General features: G+C 62.9%; 18 protein-coding genes. 14 read left to right on the top strand and 4 right to left on the bottom strand.

The features are described 5' to 3' along the window. The first annotated feature begins 93 nt into the window (after positions 1-93). The 8 genes from ACFY68_RS11650 (at position 94) to ACFY68_RS11615 (ending at position 7,850) form a co-directional block, all read left to right on the top strand. A complete protein-coding gene (locus ACFY68_RS11650; RefSeq protein ID WP_003256068.1) occupies positions 94-690 on the top strand; it encodes an amino acid synthesis family protein in 597 nt (198 codons plus the stop codon). Positions 691-758: 68 nt separating this feature from the next. Next, entirely contained in the window at positions 759-1,592 is an 834-nt protein-coding gene (locus ACFY68_RS11645) for an alpha/beta fold hydrolase (RefSeq protein WP_387527053.1), read from the top strand. Then, positions 1,589-3,070 carry an aldehyde dehydrogenase gene (locus ACFY68_RS11640; protein WP_346612345.1) on the top strand — a complete coding sequence of 494 codons (1,482 nt, stop codon included), beginning with the start codon at positions 1,589-1,591 and terminating at the stop codon, positions 3,068-3,070. The genes ACFY68_RS11645 and ACFY68_RS11640 overlap by 4 nt, the downstream gene beginning before the upstream one ends. A gap of 13 nt (positions 3,071-3,083) precedes the next feature. Further along, positions 3,084-3,569 carry a flavin reductase family protein gene (locus ACFY68_RS11635; protein ID WP_346612344.1) on the top strand — a complete coding sequence of 162 codons (486 nt, stop codon included), beginning with the start codon at positions 3,084-3,086 and terminating at the stop codon, positions 3,567-3,569. Between the two features lie 183 nt (positions 3,570-3,752). Further along, positions 3,753-4,142 carry a carboxymuconolactone decarboxylase family protein gene (locus tag ACFY68_RS11630; protein WP_033697320.1) on the top strand — a complete coding sequence of 130 codons (390 nt, stop codon included), beginning with the start codon at positions 3,753-3,755 and terminating at the stop codon, positions 4,140-4,142. A gap of 88 nt (positions 4,143-4,230) precedes the next feature. Then, a complete protein-coding gene (locus tag ACFY68_RS11625; RefSeq protein ID WP_167062359.1) occupies positions 4,231-4,983 on the top strand; it encodes a GntR family transcriptional regulator in 753 nt (250 codons plus the stop codon). Between the two features lie 2 nt (positions 4,984-4,985). After that, positions 4,986-5,549: an NUDIX hydrolase gene (locus ACFY68_RS11620; RefSeq protein WP_346612343.1), complete on the top strand. Its 564-nt coding sequence runs from the start codon at positions 4,986-4,988 to the stop codon at positions 5,547-5,549. Between the two features lie 120 nt (positions 5,550-5,669). Further along, positions 5,670-7,850, top strand: coding sequence for an ATP-binding protein (locus tag ACFY68_RS11615; RefSeq protein WP_387527046.1), 2,181 nt, complete (start codon positions 5,670-5,672; stop codon positions 7,848-7,850). Positions 7,851-7,857: 7 nt separating this feature from the next. Here the strand turns inward: ACFY68_RS11615 and ACFY68_RS11610 are convergent, their stop codons facing one another. Then, positions 7,858-10,023, bottom strand: a complete 2,166-nt coding sequence (locus ACFY68_RS11610; protein ID WP_387527043.1) for a response regulator — start codon at positions 10,021-10,023, stop codon at positions 7,858-7,860. A 111-nt stretch (positions 10,024-10,134) separates the two neighbouring features. Continuing rightward, positions 10,135-10,752 carry a LysE family translocator gene (locus tag ACFY68_RS11605; protein WP_387527041.1) on the bottom strand — a complete coding sequence of 206 codons (618 nt, stop codon included), beginning with the start codon at positions 10,750-10,752 and terminating at the stop codon, positions 10,135-10,137. A gap of 110 nt (positions 10,753-10,862) precedes the next feature. Here ACFY68_RS11605 and ACFY68_RS11600 point away from each other — a divergent pair, with 110 nt between their 5' ends. The 4 genes from ACFY68_RS11600 (at position 10,863) to ACFY68_RS11585 (ending at position 14,262) form a co-directional block, all read left to right on the top strand. Continuing rightward, positions 10,863-11,315, top strand: coding sequence for an Lrp/AsnC family transcriptional regulator (locus ACFY68_RS11600; RefSeq protein WP_387527038.1), 453 nt, complete (start codon positions 10,863-10,865; stop codon positions 11,313-11,315). A gap of 464 nt (positions 11,316-11,779) precedes the next feature. After that, positions 11,780-13,192: a cytosine permease gene (locus ACFY68_RS11595; protein ID WP_346612338.1), complete on the top strand. Its 1,413-nt coding sequence runs from the start codon at positions 11,780-11,782 to the stop codon at positions 13,190-13,192. Between the two features lie 192 nt (positions 13,193-13,384). Further along, on the top strand, positions 13,385-13,567 hold the full coding sequence (locus ACFY68_RS11590) for a hypothetical protein (protein WP_346612337.1): 183 nt from the start codon (positions 13,385-13,387) through the stop codon (positions 13,565-13,567). A 191-nt stretch (positions 13,568-13,758) separates the two neighbouring features. Beyond that, positions 13,759-14,262 (top strand): ProQ/FinO family protein, encoded by a 504-nt coding sequence (locus tag ACFY68_RS11585; protein ID WP_387527147.1) that lies wholly within the window; start codon positions 13,759-13,761, stop codon positions 14,260-14,262. Positions 14,263-14,523: 261 nt separating this feature from the next. On the opposite strand, the gene ACFY68_RS11580 is transcribed toward ACFY68_RS11585, so the two are convergent. Continuing rightward, positions 14,524-14,970: a GNAT family N-acetyltransferase gene (locus tag ACFY68_RS11580; RefSeq protein WP_387527033.1), complete on the bottom strand. Its 447-nt coding sequence runs from the start codon at positions 14,968-14,970 to the stop codon at positions 14,524-14,526. A 351-nt stretch (positions 14,971-15,321) separates the two neighbouring features. Here ACFY68_RS11580 and ACFY68_RS11575 point away from each other — a divergent pair, with 351 nt between their 5' ends. After that, the gene (locus tag ACFY68_RS11575; protein ID WP_387527030.1) at positions 15,322-16,116 is read left to right on the top strand and encodes an OBAP family protein; all 795 of its coding nucleotides are present in this window, start codon (positions 15,322-15,324) and stop codon (positions 16,114-16,116) included. Positions 16,117-16,160: 44 nt separating this feature from the next. On the opposite strand, the gene ACFY68_RS11570 is transcribed toward ACFY68_RS11575, so the two are convergent. Next, positions 16,161-16,394, bottom strand: coding sequence for a hypothetical protein (locus ACFY68_RS11570; protein WP_387527028.1), 234 nt, complete (start codon positions 16,392-16,394; stop codon positions 16,161-16,163). A gap of 159 nt (positions 16,395-16,553) precedes the next feature. Between ACFY68_RS11570 and ACFY68_RS11565 the strand changes: the two genes are divergently transcribed. After that, the gene (locus ACFY68_RS11565; protein WP_387527026.1) at positions 16,554-16,856 is read left to right on the top strand and encodes a hypothetical protein; all 303 of its coding nucleotides are present in this window, start codon (positions 16,554-16,556) and stop codon (positions 16,854-16,856) included. The last annotated feature ends 102 nt before the right edge of the window (positions 16,857-16,958 follow it).

The raw sequence follows: 16,958 nt of genomic DNA, 5'->3' as shown, positions 1-16,958 counted from the left end.
TCTCCAGAGAAATTTCAAGCACCCTCTTGCACAACAAATATTATGGTATACCATCAGACAACAAGAGCTGATAACCCTCACCAGGAGCCACCCATGAGTTTCGAAATCCGCAAGATCGTCACCTACTCCGAAGAGACCCGCATCGAAGGCGGCAAGGCCACCGACAAGCCGGTGACCATGGTCGGCCTGGCCGTGGTCATCAAGAACCCATGGGCCGGTCGCGGTTTCGTTGAAGATCTGAAGCCGGAAATTCGCGCCAACTGCTCCGAGCTGGGTGCACTGATGGTCGAGCGCCTGACCGCCGCCATCGGTGGTGCCGACAAGATCGAAGCCTACGGCAAGGCGGCCGTGGTGGGTGCCGACGGTGAAATCGAACACGCCTCGGCGGTGATCCACACCCTGCGCTTCGGCAACCACTACCGCGAAGCGGTACAGGCCAAGAGCTACCTGAGCTTCACCAACAAGCGCGGCGGCCCGGGCACTTCGATCCAGATCCCGATGATGCAGAAGGACGACGAAGGCCTGCGCTCGCACTACATCACCCTGGAAATGCAGATCGAAGACGCGCCGCGTGCCGACGAAATCGTCGTGGTGCTGGGCGCCGCCGACGGTGGCCGCCTGCACCCACGCATCGGCAACCGCTACATCGACCTGGAAGAACTGGCTGCCGAAAAAGCCAACGCTCAATAACAACAACCAAGACGGGCCTGGGCGTGGCGTGAATACCCGCCGCGCCCGACCTTCAAGGAGCGCCCTCCATGATTCAGCCTGTCGCTGAACGTACACCGGCCGGCACCAGTTACCTGGTGCAAGGCCAGGGCCAAGCCGTGGTGCTGATCCACGGCGTAGGCCTGAACAAGGAAATGTGGGGCGGGCAGTTTGTCGGCCTGGCCAACGACTACCGCGTCATCGCCTACGACATGCTCGGCCACGGCCAGAGCGCCCTGCCTGCCGCCGACACCGGCCTGGAAGGCTATGCCGCACAACTGGCCGAATTGCTCGACCACCTGCAGATCGCCCAGGCGACCGTGATCGGCTTCTCCATGGGTGGCCTGGTCGCGCGTGCCTTCGCCCTCCAATACCCGCAGCGCCTGTCAGCGCTGGTGGTGCTCAACAGCGTGTTCAACCGCACCCCGGAGCAGAGCGCCGGCGTTATCGCCCGTGCCGCCCAGGCTGCCGAACTGGGGCCCGACGCCAACGTCGATGCCGCCCTCGACCGCTGGTTCAGCCGTGAATACAAGGCTGCCAACCCCGCGCAGGTTGCGGCGATTCGCCAGGTGCTGGCGAGCAACGACCCACAGGGCTACCACACCACGTATTCGCTGTTCGCCACCCAGGACATGTACCGCGCAGGCGACCTGGGCAGCATCCAGGTGCCGACGCTGATCGCCACCGGCGAACTCGACTCGGGCTCCACCCCGGCCATGACCCGCCAGCTTGCCGCCAGCATTCCGGGTGCGCAAAGCGTGGTCCTCGCCGACCAACGGCATATGATGCCGGTGGAAGCACCCCGTGAAGTCAACAAGATGCTGCTGGACTTCCTCAAGGAAGCCCGCACCCTCACCGAATCAGCCAAGGGGATTGTTGCATGACCCTCGTTCGTTTCCAGATGTGCATCGACGGCCAATGGCTCGATGCCCAGAGCGGCAAGACCTTCGACAGCCTCAACCCGGCCACCGCCCAGGCCTGGGCGCAACTGCCCGACGCCGACGAAGCCGATGTGGAGCTGGCCGTGCAGGCCGCCCAGCGCGCCTTCGAAAGCAAGGCCTGGCGCAGCATCAGCGCCACTGCGCGGGGCAAACTGCTGCGCCGCCTGGGTGACCTGATTACCGAGAACAAAGAGCACCTGGCCCAGCTGGAAAGCCGTGACAACGGCAAGCTGATCCGCGAAACCCGCGGCCAGGTCGGCTACCTGCCGGAGTTCTTCCATTACACCGCAGGCCTGGCTGACAAGCTCGAAGGCGGCACCCTGCCCCTCGACAAGCCGGACCTGTTCGCCTACACCGTGCACGAGCCGATCGGCGTGGTGGCCGGGATCATCCCGTGGAACAGCCCGCTGTACCTCACCGCGATCAAGCTGGCCCCGGCCCTGGCGGCCGGCAACACCATCGTGCTCAAGCCGTCCGAACACGCCTCGGCGACCATCCTCGAGCTGGCCCGCCTGGCCCTCGAGGCCGGCTTCCCGCCGGGCGTGGTGAACGTGGTTACCGGCTACGGCCCAAGCACCGGCGCAGCACTCACCCGCCATCCGCTGGTGCGCAAGATCGCCTTCACCGGCGGCGCCGCCACCGCCCGCCATGTGGTGCGCAGCAGCGCCGAGAACTTCGCCAAGCTGTCGCTGGAGCTGGGCGGCAAGTCGCCGAACATCATCTTTGCCGACGCCGACCTGGACAGCGCCATCAACGGTGCAGTGGCCGGCATCTACGCCGCCTCCGGGCAAAGCTGCGTGGCAGGCTCCCGGCTGCTGGTGCAGGACGAGATCTTCGACGAATTCGTCGCCCGCCTGGTCGAGCGCGCCAAACGCATCCGCATCGGCAACCCGCAGGACGACGCCAGCGAAATGGGCCCCATGGCCACCGCTCAGCAACTGGCCGTGGTCGAGGGCCTGGTGGCTGCAGCCAAGGCCGAAGGCGCCAAACTGCACATGGGCGGCAAGCGTGCCGAGGTCGAGGGTGACGGCTGGTTCTACGAGCCGACCCTGTTCGAGTGCGACAGCAACTCGATGACTATCATGCAGGAAGAAGTGTTTGGCCCGGTTGCTGCGGTGATCCGCTTCAAGACCGAGGAAGAGGCGCTGGAAATCGCCAACGACTCGCAGTTCGGCCTGGCCGCCGGCATCTGGACCCGCGACCTAGGCCGTGCCCACCGCCTGGCCCGCGACGTGCGCTCGGGGATCATCTGGGTCAACACCTACCGCGCCGTGTCGGCCATGGCGCCGATCGGCGGTTTCAAGAACAGCGGCTACGGCCGTGAAAGCGGCATCGATTCGGTGCTGGCCTATACCGAGCTGAAGACCGTGTGGATCAACCTGTCCACCGCGCCGATGCCCGACCCGTTTGTGATGCGTTGAGAGGTAGCACGAGATGATCGAACCAGGCATCTACAAAGACGTGATGGGCTCGTTTCCGTCCGGGGTCACGGTGGTCACCACCCTGGACGCCGACGGCGGCATTGTCGGCATCACCGCCAGTGCGTTCAGCGCGCTGTCGATCGAGCCGGCACTGGTGCTGTTCTGCCCCAACTACGCCTCCGACACCTACCCGATCCTGCGGGACAGCAAGCAGTTCGCGATCCACCTGCTGTCCGCCGACCAGACCGCCGAGGCGTATGCCTTCGCCGGCAAGGGCAAGGACAAGGCCGCCGGTATCGACTGGCACCTGAGCGAGCTGGGCAACCCGTTGTTGGCCAAGGCCACGGCGATCATCGAGTGCGAACTCTGGCGCGAGTACGACGGCGGTGATCACGCGATCATCGTCGGCGCAGTGAAGAACCTGGTGCTGCCCGAGCAGCCGGTTACCCCGATGGTCTACCACAAAGGCAAGCTGGGCGCCCTGCCCCCGCTGGGTTGATACACCTTGAAGTCGGTGTTGGTTTCTTCGCGGGGCAAGCCCGCTCCCACAGTGAGGGCCAGTCTACCTGTGGGAGCGGGCTTGCCCCGCGAAGAAGCCAGCACCGATGTCCCTATTTTCCAGGGGCCGCGCTAATCGTCTCACCCTCGGTTGCGGCCCCTGTTTTATTCCGGAGTACTGCGCATGAGCAACGAAAAGTACGAGAAAGGCCTGCAGATCCGCACCCAGGTGCTGGGCGAGGAATACGTCAACCGTTCCATCCAGAACGCCGACGAGTTCACCAAGCCGTTGCAGGAGCTGGTCACCGAGTACTGTTGGGGCCATGTGTGGGGCCGTGATGGCTTGTCGCTGAAAGAGCGCAGCATGATAAACTTGGCCATGATTTCCGCGCTCAACCGGCCCCACGAGCTCAAGCTGCACATTCGCGGCGCATTGCGTAATGGCCTGAGCCGAGAACAGATTCGCGAGATCCTGCTCCAGGTCGGCATTTATTGCGGCGTGCCCGCGGCGGTGGACAGTTTCCGCCTGGCCCGCGAGGCATTCGCAGAAGCCGATGCGGAGTCAACCCGTTAACAACGGGCTGTTCGAACCACTGCAAGGAGTGCCTCGGTTCAGGGGGCTCCGCGATGTTGGCGCAACAGCCTCATAAAGAGCGCACCTGATGAAACGCCAGCCACTCGACGACAGCTTCAAGGTCAACCGCAACCCCGTTACTCTGCGTGAAATCGTGCTCGACAAGCTGCGCGGCGCGATCATGAACTTCCACCTGCTCCCGGGCGACCGCCTGGTCGAGCGCGACCTCTGCGACCGCCTCGGCGTCAGCCGCACCTCGGTGCGTGAAGCCCTGCGCCACCTGGAGTCGGAAGGCCTGGTGGAGTTCGCCGACGCCAAGGGCCCGCGCGTGGCCATCATCACCCTGGAAGACGCCCGCGACATCTACGAGCTGCGTTGCGTGCTCGAAGGCCTGATCGTTCAGCTGTTTACCCTCAACGCCAAGGCCAAGGACATCCGTGCCCTGGAACGGGCGCTGGAGGTCAACCGCGAGGCCCTCGAAGAAGGTGAGCTGCAACAGGTGCTGGACTCAGTGCAAGGCTTCTACGACGTGCTGCTGGAAGGTTCCGGCAACCAGGTCGCGGCACAGCAGCTGCGCCAGCTGCAGGCCCGTATCAGCTACCTGCGCGCCACGTCGGTGTCGCAGGAAAACCGCCGCGGCGCCAGCAACCGCGAGATGGAAAAGATCGTCGAAGCGATCAAGGGCGGCGACCCGCTGGTGGCCCATCAGGCTTCGGTCGATCACGTCCGCGCTGCCGCCAAGGTGGCCCTGGACTACCTGCGCCAGAAGCAGGACGACAACACCAAGGTGCGCGACATCGTCGAGCCCCTGGCCCTCAAGGAACCTCGCATAGGCCGCTGACCATGCCCAACGCCCCGCGCTACTGCCCGCACTGCACCACGGAACTGGCCCGGGGCGTTCCCACAGGCGACACCCACGAACGCCTGCACTGCCCCGGCTGCGGCTATATCCACTACATCAACCCGAAGATCATCGCCGGCTGCATCATCGAGCGCGATGGCAAGTACCTGCTGTGCCAGCGCGCGATCCCGCCGCGCCCAGGCACCTGGACCTTGCCGGCCGGGTTCATGGAGGCGGGTGAAACCACCGAGCAGGCGGCGCTGCGCGAGGTGTGGGAAGAAAGCGGCGTACGCGGCGAGATCGTCTCGCCCTACTCGATCTTCAGCGTGCCTACAATCTCCGAGGTGTACATCATCTTCCGCGCAATCGCCACCGAAGAAACCGGCCAGTACGGGCCGGAGACGCTGGCCTACAAGTTCTTCGCGCCGGACGAAATCCCTTGGGAAGAAATCTACTACCCGGCGATCCGGCAGATCCTCGAGCGCTACATCCTCGAACGGCAGGCCGGGGTGTATGGGATCTACATGGGCAATGACGATACCGGCAAGGTGCATTTCATTCGCTGAGCCAGTGCGGCTTTCCAGCGGGGGTCCCCCCGGGAGGCCCGCCCTACAACACAAATCCCTCGCCAATTACGCCGTCTCGGTGCACCCTGATCGCTCCAGGCAAAAGGATTGGCAGCACACATGGCAAAATGGCTAGACGGCGGCGGGCTGATGGCCGAACGCATCCGCCACCACGATTGGAGCAGCACCCCGCTTGGCCCGCTGGAGGCCTGGCCCGGCGTACTCAAGACCACGGTCGCGCTGTGCCTGGGCTCGCGCTTCCCGCAAGCCGTGCTCTGGGGCGACCAGCTGATCACCCTGTACAACGATGCCTTCGTGCAGATCCTCGGCAGCAAGCCGCTGGCCTTGGGGCGGCCGTTCAGCGAGGTGTGGCAGGAAGCCTGGAGCGAAATCAGTGCCATGGCCGACCGAGCCATGGCCGGCGAGGCGGTGTACATCGAAAACTTCCCACTGGTCATCGACCGCAACGGCGGCCCCGAGCGCGCTTATTTCACCTTCTGCTACAGCCCGATCCGTGGCGAGGACGGCAGCGTGCTGGGCATGCTCGACACGGTGACCGAAACCACCACCAACGTGGTCAACAGCCAACGCCTGAGCTTTCTCGACAACCTGGGCCGCCAGGTGGCCAACGCCACCGATCCTGAGCTGATCATGGCCATCACCACGCGCATGCTGGTTGAACACCTCCAACTATCCAGTTGTGCCTATGCCGTGATGGACGCCGACCAGGACGGGTTCAACATTTGTGGCGACGCCGTGGCCCCTGGTTCGCCTCGGTTGATCGGGCAGTACCGCCTGGCCGACTTCGGCCGCCTGGCAGTCAGCCGCCTGCGCGCCGGCGAAGCGTTGGTGATCAACGACAACCTCAACGAACTGGCCGCCGAAGAAGCCGCAACGTTTCAGGCCATTGGCATCACTGCGACCATCTGCATGCCGTTGATCAAGGAAGGTCGCCTAACCGCGCTGATGGCCATCCACGACAAGGCGCCACGCGTGTGGACTGGCTATGAACTGCGGCTGATCGGCGAGGTGACGGAGCGCTGCTGGTCCCATATCCAGCGGGTCCAGGCCCACGCTGAAGTGCGCGAGGCGATGGCCGCGCTGGAGGCGCTCAACGCCACCCTGGAGCACCGCGTCGAAGAGCGCACCACCCAGCTGCTGCACACCGAAGCGGTGCTGCGCCAGGCACAGAAGCTCGAAGCCATTGGCCAGTTGACCGGTGGCGTGGCCCATGACTTCAACAACCTTTTGACTATCATCCGCTCGTCACTGCACTTTCTGCAGCGCCCAAACCTCGATGAGGCCCGCCGCGAGCGTTACCTGAAGACCATGGCCGACACCGTCGACCGCGGCGCCAAACTGACCGGGCAGTTGCTCGCGTTTGCCCGTCGGCAGGCCTTGAGCCCGCAGGTTTTCGAAGCTGGCCCCCGCCTGCAGGCCATGGCCGAAATGCTCGATACCGCCACGGGGGCAAGGATTCAGGTGGAGCTGGAGCTGCCAGAGGCGCCGTGCTACATCCGCGCCGACCTCAGCCAACTCGAGACCGCAGTGATCAACCTGATGCTCAACGGTCGCGACGCCATGGCCGGCGAAGGCACGTTGCGCTTGCGCCTGCAGGCCAACCAGCGCATGCCAGGCCTGCGCGGGCAAACTGCGCATGCGGGGCCGTTCGCGGCCATTTCCGTGGTGGACAGTGGCGTCGGCATCGCCGCCGAACTGCTCGATCGCATCTTCGACCCGTTTTTCACCACCAAGGCGCCCGGTGAGGGAACTGGGCTTGGCCTGTCCCAGGTGTTCGGTTTTGCCAAGCAGTCCGACGGCGATGTAGAAGTGCACAGCGTACCAGGTCAGGGAACGACCTTTACCCTGTACCTGCCTCAGGAAACCACGCCCGCCGAGCACGCAGATGCCGCCGCCCTACCCCAACCCGAGGAGGGCGGTGCGCAACGACGAATTCTGGTGGTCGAGGACAACCCCGATCTGGGTGCTTTCACCGCGCAGATTCTAGAAGATCATGGCTACCGCATCAGCTGGGTGAGCTCGGCAGAAGAGGCCTTGGCAGCGCTGGCCGGCCCGGGTGGCGAGTTCGATGCGGTGTTTTCCGATGTGGTGATGCCTGGCATGGGCGGCTTGGCGCTGGCCCACGAGCTGCAGCGCCTACGCCCGCAATTGCCGGTGATTCTGACCTCCGGGTACAGCGACGCAATCGCCGAGGGCGGCCATCAAGGCTTTGCGTTTCTTGCCAAACCGTACTCAGCCGAGCAAGTGTGCCAGATGCTTGCCAAGGTGCTGGCCCCTTGAATAGCCATCAATGCCGAGCTGCCAGCAACCGCGCCACACTCTGCGCCAGCTCGGCGCGCCGGTAGGGCTTGCGTAACACCTCGAAGCCCTTGAGTTCCCGCGGTGTCAGGTTGGCGTAGCCGGTGATGATCAACACCGGCAAGTCTGCCTGGCGCTCGCGCATCTGCTGGGCAAAGCGCACACCGGTCATGTCGGCCATCACGTGGTCGGTCACCAATACATCCGGCAGCCAGCCCCGCTCCATCAGCAACATTGCGGCCGCGGCACTGGCCGCTTCTGTCACCTCGTAGCCCAGATCGCGCAACTGCAAGGCCGTGGCATGGCGGACGATCTCCTCGTCGTCCACCAGCAGCACCCGGCTTGCGCGGTCAGCCTGCGGCACGTCGGCCATTTCATGATCACGGCACACGGCCGGGACATCGCTGATCGGTAGCCACAAGGTAGCGACGGTGCCCTCCCCTTGCTGGGAGCGAATCTCGAAACCGCCGCCCGATTGTACTGCCAGGCCCTGGACCATCGGCAGGCCAAGGCCGGTGCCTTTGCCCACGCCCTTGGTGGAGTAGAACGGCTCGATGCAGCGGCGCAGCTGCTCCTCGCTCATGCCGCCACCACTGTCGCGAACCTGCAGCCACACCAGCCGCGCGGCGGCTACCCCCGCAGGCCTCGGCGGGCCGTCGGCATCACGCCCGGCAATGATGTGCAGGGCACCGCCGTCGGCCATGGCGTCGCGGGCATTGACCACCAGGTTGAGCACGGCCAGCTCCAGCTGATGCGGGTCGACCACCACCGCGGGCAGCGCAGGGTCGATCTGCACCTGCACGGCGATGGTCGGCCCCAGCGAGCGCGCCATCAGCTCGCGCATGTCCTCCACCAGGGCCGCCAGCGACACGGCCTGGGGTTTGAGGGTCTGCCGGCGGGCGAAGCTGAGCAGGCGCCCGACCAGGTTGCGCGCCCGCTCCGCGGCCTGCAGGCCACCGTCGATGAGGCGCGGGGCGCGCTCGGACTGCGGGTTGCGGCGCATCAGCTCGAACGAGGCGATGATCGGCGTGAGCATGTTGTTGAGGTCATGGGCAATGCCACCGGTCAGCTGCCCGATCATTTCCAGCTTGTGCGCTTCGTGCAGTTGCAGCATGGCCGCTTCGCGCTCGGCCAGCACGGCCGCCACGCGTTCTTCCAGGCTTTCATTGAGCAGGTGCAGGGCACGCTCCGCACGGGCATGGGTAATGGCTGCCCAGGCTTGCTTGGCGGCGTCTTCCACCAGCTGGCAATCGTCTTCAAGGCACGCATGTGGGCTGCGCATGTGCACGCCGAGCACCGCCTCCAGGCGGCCGGCGCGCAGCACCGGCACGTGCAGCGTGGCCGACACGCCCCCCTGCGGCGTGGCAGCACACTCAAAGGCCTGCTGCACCACCTGGCCGGCGGCCAGTTGCTCGCGCAGCGTTGCCCCGTAAGCCGCATAGCAGTGGTGGCCAACCATCGAGGGCACACCGTCGGCCCACTCATGGGTGACCTTGAAACCTGCGCCATCGCCTTGGTCCTCGCCGAAGTACACCTGGGCTGCACCCAGGTGCTGCGCAAGGCGGCTGACCGCATAGGCCTCCATGCGCTCCGCCGCACCCAGCCCGGGCAAAGCCCGCCCCAGTTCCAGCAGAAACGCCTGACGCTGCTGAAAGCGCACGCGCTCGGTGGTCTCGGTGACCAGGCACAGTACCCCTCCAACGCTGCCATCGGCCTCACGCACGGCGGAATAGGACACGTCGAAATACACGGTTTCGCCAACGCCCCGGCGTTCTATGTAGAACGGCCGATCCTTGGCCGAAAACGTCTGGCCAGTTTCGCGCACGCCGCGCAGCAGGGGCTCAAGGTCGCCCCACAACTCACGCCAGTTCTCCTCGGCCGGCCGCCCCAGTGCCCGTGGGTGCTTACTGCCGATGGTCGGCGCATACGCATCGTTGTACAGGGCAACCAACGCTTCACCCCAGAACAGCACGAACTGCGTCTGCGCCGGTAGCAAAGTGGCAATGACCGCCTGCAAATGCGGTGACCAAGCCTCTGGCGGGCCCAGCGGCGAATCGCTCCAGTCCATCGACTGCAGCAGGCTGCCGATGGTGCCGCCGTTGAGCAGGAAGTGCAGGGGCGGCGTATCATTTTTGCGGGGTTGAAACACGTTCATGTCTGGGAAGTCCCGGGCACATTGCCATCTATCTGAGGATAGGATGTGTGCAATCAACGGTTCGTTCCGCAGGATTTTACCGGTCGATCAACGGCGCCCTTCAGGCGGTGATCATTTGGCGAACTGACCGACAACCAACAGCATGGCCACCACAATCATCGCCACACCTGACAGCCTTCCGACCATTCTCGCCGCCCCCGGCCGGGAGCCCAGTACTAGCTTGGCGCCATAACCCACCAGCGTATAGACCACCAGCGAACTGCACAGGTGCACCAGCCCCAGCAGGACGATCTGCAGCGGCACCGGCCAGCTTGACTGCGGGTCGGTGAACTGCGGCAGCAAGGCCAGGAACAGCAGAAACACCTTGGGGTTGAGGCCGCTCACGCAAAAGCCTTTGAAGGCCCAGCGTGAACCGCTGTCGCCAACACCGCCATGCCCGGCTTGCGGCACGGCGGGGCTGAGCAACAGGTTGCCACCCAGCCACAGCAGGTAGGTGCAACCGGCCAGCGTCAGCAACATCAGCGCCAGCGGGTGCCCGGCCACCAGGCTCCCCACCCCTGCCGCCACCACCAGGGTCGCCAGCAAATGCCCGGACAACATGCCGGCCACCGCCGGCATCACCCAGCGCCCGCGCATACCCGCCGAGATGGCGTAGGCCCAGTCGGCACCGGGGGTGATCACGAACAGCAACGACACGGCCCAGAACGCCGTCAGCACACTGATTGCCACTTGAGTCTTCCTTCAGACGATTTCGAGATGAAGAAAGCGTACGGATTCCATCGGGGGATTATCTTTCGTATATTTCCCCTTCAATCATGATTATTAGAAGATTCTTCTCAGTGGACAGAACTGACCGAAAGATCCTTGCCGAACTGCAAAAAGACGGGCGCCTATCGGTCACCGAGCTCGCCGACCGGGTAGGCCTGAGCCTGTCGCCCTGCCATCGGCGGCTAAAGGCCCTGGAAGACGCCGGCGCCATCCTCGGTTACCACGCACGCCTGGCACCGGCTGCACTGGGGCTGAACTTTGCCGCGCTGGTGTTCGTCACCCTGCGCGAAGTCACCCGCCAGCCGGTGGCGGACTTCGAGGCAGCACTGGGCGACATACCGCAGATCGTCGAGGCGCAGCGGCTGTTCGGCGACCCGGACTACCTGCTGCATGTGGTGGCCAAGGACCTGCCGGCGTTTCAGAAGCTGTATGACGAACAGCTGACCAGCATTCCCAATGTGAAACGGCTGAGCTCCACCTTGGTAATGAAGGAAGTGATTCAGGACCGGATGCTGCCAATGTAGCTACTGGCATACGCGGCCCCTGTGGGAGCGGCCTTGTGTCGCGATGGGCCGCAAAGCGGCCCCAATACAGGCGACGGATAACCTGAGTGAACAGCATTCCCCTTTAAGAATTCGCTTTGCAGGGGTGGTGGGACTAACCCATAAAATGTCAAATATCCGCAACTGTCTACCTAGCTGCTATCCGCACCTCAATTGAGCACCCCGCACCATAGCGGCACACCCATTTGGCACAATGCCCGCTCAAACCTGCCAAACCCGGGCCTTACAGCCCGGTGGCCCGCTCTTTGCTACCACTCGTCCCTTAACCTTTTGTCAGCCTTAGGTTTTTTAAGGTTTATGGGCACATATTTACTAATTTCTCGTTCCCTGCGCACACCCCATCATCGCTCCAACAAGAACGCGTCGCCCTTCGCCGGCACGCACCCGGGCAGCACCCGATGCCCCACCTTGCCTTGGAGTCAGTCATGACCAGTGCAGCCAATTCGGCACCCCTCATAGAAAAACACACGATCGGCTATGTGCCCCCGCAAGACCGCCATGGAAAGGTAAGGGATCTGTTCACGCTGTGGTTCGGCGGCAACATCGCGCCGCTGCCCATCGTCACCGGCGCGCTGGGCGTGCAGCTGTTTCACCTGAACCTGGTGTGGGGCATCGTCGCCATCCTGGTTGGCCACCTGGTCGGCGGGGTACTGATGGCGCTGCACTCTGCCCAGGGCCCGCAAATGGGCATCCCGCAGATGATCCAGAGCCGTGCCCAGTTCGGCACGCTCGGGGCGCTGCTGGTGGTGGTGATCGCAGGCGTGATGTACATCGGCTTCTTCGCCTCCAACATCGTTTTGGCCGGCAAGTCGCTGCATGGCGTGGTCGATGCCGTGCCGGTGCCGGTAGGCATCGTGATCGGCGCACTGGGTTCGGGGATCATTGGCATCATTGGCTACCGCTTCATCCACGTGCTCAACCGCATCGGCACCTGGGTGCTGGGCATCGGTATCGTGGTCGGCTTTGGCTACATCTTCAGCCACGTGCAGAGCGATGACTTCCTGACCCGCGGCAACTTCAACCTCGCCGGCTGGCTGGCGACCGTGTCGCTGGCGGCGCTCTGGCAAATCGCCTTCGCCCCGTATGTTTCGGATTACTCGCGCTACCTGCCGGCCGACGTGAAAGTCTCGTCGACCTTCTGGACCACTTACCTGGGCTCGGCCCTGGGTTCGAGCCTGTCGTTCATCTTTGGCGCCGTGGCGGTGCTGGCCATCCCGGCAGGTATGGACACCATGGACGCAGTGAAGCTCGCCACGGGCACGCTCGGCCCGGTCATGCTGGTGCTGTTCCTGCTCAGCGTGATCAGCCACAACGCCCTCAACCTGTATGGCGCGGTGCTGTCGATCATCACCCTGATCCAGACCTTCGCCTACCGCTGGATCCCCACCGCCAAGAGCCGCGCGGTACTGTCGCTGATCGTGCTCGCAGCCTGCTGCGTGGTGGCAGTGTTCGCGTCGGCGGACTTCATCGGCCACTTCGTCGACATGGTGCTGGTGCTGCTGGTGGTACTGGTGCCGTGGACGGCGATCAACCTGATCGACTTCTACGTGATCCACAAGGGCGACTACGACATCCAGTCGATCTTCAAGGTCGATGGCGGCATCTACGGGCGCTACAACCCGCAGGCCCTGACCGCCTATGCGGTGGGTATCCTGGTGCAGATCCCGTTCATGAACACGCCGCTGTATGTAGGGCCAATCTCCGAGCACATCAACGGGGCCGACCTGTCGTGGCTGGTGGGGCTGTTGATCACGTCGCCGCTGTACTGGTGGCTGGCGAGCCGCGACAGTGCGTATCGTCGTCGGCAGACCAGTGCCAAATTGGCGGCTGCAGCCTGAGAAAGGGGCTGCCTGGCAGCCCCGCTTGTTGGATCCGTTGGGCCTGTCCGCTGTCGCGGCACAGGCCCATGTTCGTTTCAATAGATCGCCCGGGGTGATTTTCCGACTGAACGATTTCCCCCTTCTCCACTCAATGTAACGCCCTCGCAAGGAACGGGGGCAGCCCTCGCGACATTTCCAAGGAGAAGGAATATGAGCCTCACACTGCGCTGCCTGAAATGCGATGGCGAGCAGCTCGTTCAGCCCACCAGACTGCATCGCAAATCACTGATCACCTGCAGAAGCTGTGGTGCCCTCAGCCAACACGGCGATCTGGTCGAGGCCGCAGGCTTGCGCCTGCTGGCGCAGCTCAAACAGCAGCTCAAAGCGGGGTAGTTGAAGTGGCGGGTCGCCTCAGTGGGCCACCGTTGAACCCGACCAAGCGCGGCAGATACAGCGATTTCAGATAAAGCACCGCCAGGCTACAGACGAAGCCATCGGCAATTTGTCCGGTTTGGTGCTGCCCCCAGACGCTACATGGCTTATCCTTGCGCTACGCAATCATTTCCGAAGCGATGAATTTAACGATGGGTTTTGAACAACTAGCTGGACTACGTGACCGCCTGCGGGCTGAGAAGGATCAGGCAAAGGCCTCTAGCGCCAAGCGCGCCGAACGCAAGCCTTCCTCACACTCCAAACCCCGTGAGCAGGATCCAGCGGTGGCCGCAATCTGGCCACTGCAGAAGCATTTTCCGTTGGCGTTTCCTGTCAATCCGGCGCCAAAAGTCCCGCTCAAGGAGGGCATTTTCACGGATGCCGAGCAACACCTGGAGCTACTTGGGTTGACTCGCGAACAGCTCAAGCTTGGCATTTCTACCTGGTGCCGAGGCGCTCGGTACTGGGCAAGCATGGTGGAGGATGCGCCTCGCCTGGATTTGAACGGCCAGGTAGCAGGTGTGGTGACCGCCGCCCAGGCGAGGTATGCGAAGCACCAAGCCTCGCTACAGCGCGGCAAAGGCGGCCGCGGGCGGGCGAAATCAAATGCCGGCGCAGCAGCCGGTGCGCCTGCGGTGGAGCAAAAAACGGACTGATCCCCGCCTCTTACGGGTTAAGCCGTGCGTTATGGGAGCCCGCCTGGCGGCGGGCTTTCTTTTGCCCGAAATTCGTTATCCACCGGCACTGCAGGCGCTGGCTTGCCTGCGCCTGCGGGCCGCCATTACCGCAACAGTTCGGCAACAACAGTGGCCGCGTCTGTTAATGGCCGGCTGTTGGAGATGTTGATCCGGTCGGAGTTCGAAGCGGGGTGCTAAAAGACTGAAGGTGGCGCCAGTTCAGGGCGGGAGCCCCCCCAGTCAGGTGAGGTTTTTTTCGAAGTAAACGCGATTGAAGCCATCTTCCGTGCGCTGCGCTACCTTCACATAGCCGAGCCTCGAATAGATCGCGATGTTGTCCTTCATCATTGCATTGGTATACAGATGAACAGCGGCCACTCCATGCTGACGGGCGACATTTTCACAAAAGCTAATCAGCTTCCTTCCGACCCCACGGCCGGCTGCGCTTGGGAGGACTGCCACGTTCTCCAACAGGTAATGCCTGTCCTCGGGATAGAACACAATAAAGCCCAGAAACGTGGCATTTTCGTCCGTCGCAACATAGACCATTCCGGCCGCTATTTGCGTGGTGAAATCGGCGATCATCGGGGCTGGTTTGCGGCCGATTATTGGCACATAACGAGCGTAAGCGCGCTCAGCGCAGTTTCTGATATCGGGTTCGTCACTTTTTTCGGCTAGCCGGATCATCTTAATTTCCTCTAGGGATTACCTACTGCCAGTCCGTCTGGCGCTGCGGCCGCAGCGGCTCAATTTCACTGGCTAGCCCGCGTCGGCAATCGCGTCAGCAGATCTTAGGATCGTGCCCATTTAAAATATTCGCACCTGTGATGACATTGTCGGGACTTTTCTTTCACCCAATTTTCACGACTCCCGGGCGACACTCGCCCTATCCCTACGAGTGATAGAAGCCCCCATTAGCCCGTCTAGCAGCGGGCTTTCTTTTGCCTGGCATTCGTCGCCCCCCGGCCGTTCGTCTGCTGCATTGTCCGCTTTACCGGCCCAGGCTGTCCCTTGAGGACACCCGCTAGAGCCACTCTAATGCCACAACTTATCCGACTCGTAACCCTTCCCCTGGCCTGTAGTTTTCTGTGGGCGTGCTCTGCTACTGAGACGAAGTCGCCGATGGAGACACCCGGCAGGCCTGAGTCAGCCAAGACCCAGATGCTGGAAGCCGGCGCAGCGGCATTGCAGTCCAAACCGCCAATTGATGCCATCAACGCGTATCTGGATGGTTTCCATTTCTACAACGGCCACCCCGGCGTACAGATGGAGGCGCATCACTACTGCTCCATCCTCAACGAGGATGTAATCCAGTGCGTAATCTTCGACGGCAATACCAAGGACGCGAAGATCATGGGCGTCGAGTACATCATTGACGAGAAGCTGTTTGCCGGGCTGCCGGCGAACGAAAAGGCGATGTGGCACAGCCATGGCTATGAGGTGTCTTCCGGGCAGTTGATCGCACCAGGCATACCAGCAGTTGCTGAACATGCGCTGATGGAGCGGCTTGCCCATACCTACGGGAAAACTTGGCACACGTGGCACACCGACCAGGACAAGGCCCTACCTGTGGGCGTTCCGCAGTTGATGATGGGGTTCACAGCGGATGGCCATGCTGATCCAAAGATGGTCGAGCAGCGCAATCGGCGTCTGGGGGTGGACCCTGCGAAGACGAGGGCTCAACGCGCAGATATCCCGATTCCCCCTGCTGATGCTGGTGCGGATGGCTGGCGGCATGGAAAGGTCATCCAGATCACCGATCCAACCGGTACCCATCTGCACCGTCCCTCCACCTCGACTCCAGCGAATACCAACAGCCGTTCCAGCCAATAGGCTGGGGGTCAGGGTGTAGCAGCGACTGGGCGGATAGCTCTGCTTTATGCTTGCGCAGCGACGCCCGAACCGCCTGCTAGTTCCTGGCTGTTGCGGCACATACACTGGTAATCCGCCTCGGCACGGGTGGGATAGCCGAGGCACAGCCGCATCTTGCAGTGGGTGTCGTACAGGTCATACCCGGCCGCCAAGGCAGCAGGAACGCCGATGCGGCGAGGGAACTGTTCTTTTTGCAGAGGTAACGCGGGAATCACAACGAAGCGTGTCTGCATGATCATCCCTCTTCTTGGCAGTTCTTTAGTATTAGTCCGGCTATGTGAAAGCATCAAGGCAACTCTTGGTCGAGCTGGCATTGGAATGTTCAGAAATGATTGGGGCAGGTAAAAAAGACCACAAGGGCTAGGCTCTGTTGAGGAAGATCTGATCAGGGGGCAAGGATGCGACATCGTGGAGCAGTATTCTGGGCTTGGGCCGATCCAAGCCTGCAACACCATTCCCATGAAGAGGTGCTCGCGGACGGAGCACGGCTTGATGTTCAGGCCAGGTTAGCCCGCACAGGCGACACCCAGTTGTTCATCGGGATTTACGAACCCTCGGGCCTGGCCCGGGTTGAAGAGGCTTACGTTAGGCGGCCCGGCGAGACGACGACGAGGGCCATGGCCTGGGGCGCGGGAAGAGGACGCGCGCTTGCTGACATTGGAGCAGTGAGGGCAACAGAGCCAGCACTGATCCGAAGCTGAGAGAGGTCGCATACTATGGTCGATCAAATTGCCGAATTGGACACGTATCTGGAGCTTCTGGGACACATAGCCGACGAGCTTGAACACCAGGTCGCCCCCTGC

This window comes from Pseudomonas sp. NPDC012596 (assembly GCF_042902325.1).
GTDB lineage: Bacteria > Pseudomonadota > Gammaproteobacteria > Pseudomonadales > Pseudomonadaceae > Aquipseudomonas.
The sequence above is the reverse complement of the archived record's forward strand: the minus strand, read 5'-3'. Positions and strand labels throughout refer to the sequence as shown.